Annotated in this window: 1 protein-coding gene; it reads left to right on the top strand. The window is 51.9% G+C overall.

The annotated features are described in order from the left end of the window. Positions 1 to 177 precede the first annotated feature (177 nt). Positions 178 to 303: an AAA family ATPase gene (locus KMS84_RS43850; protein ID WP_498066967.1), complete on the top strand. Its 126-nt coding sequence runs from the start codon at positions 178 to 180 to the stop codon at positions 301 to 303. Positions 304 to 474: the final 171 nt, after the last annotated feature.

Raw genomic sequence — 474 nt, 5'->3', positions numbered from 1 at the left:
CCCTTAAGCAGGGCGGCGGGGGCAGGAGTATCAGCTTCGGCAGCTTGCTAGATACAGTGAGGGAAGATTTTTCAAACCATCCTCAGTTGGCGAAGCTGTAGAAGCCTTAAGCACACGGGCTGCCTTACGCCATTTGGGACAGGCTTTCCACAGGACGGAGAAGCAAGATGCATTTGACTGCGGATCAGGGCGTCAAATTTTCGTGCGTTTGGCGACAGTACGATTACCCCATCACTTGATTGGGAGCTTGCCACCGGACTGAACATCCTTGTCGGGGAAAACGACTCAGGCAAAACTAGTTAAAAGGATTCTCATGAAAGAAAAGCCGAACTACATCGAAGATGCTGTCTCTATCGCTATCGGTAGCCAGTTATCTCTGCTGAGCTTTCCGTTTCTACGTTACTCCATCGTGCCGATCTCTAGGGGGCGTGAACGGTGGTTAGGCGCCGATGCAAAGCTAATCAGCGGGAAGCG

The sequence above is a fragment of the Streptomyces hilarionis genome, from assembly GCF_024539675.1.
In the GTDB taxonomy this organism is placed as follows: Bacteria; Actinomycetota; Actinomycetes; order Streptomycetales; family Streptomycetaceae; genus Streptomyces; species Streptomyces hilarionis.
The sequence above is the reverse complement of the archived record's forward strand: the minus strand, read 5'-3'. Positions and strand labels throughout refer to the sequence as shown.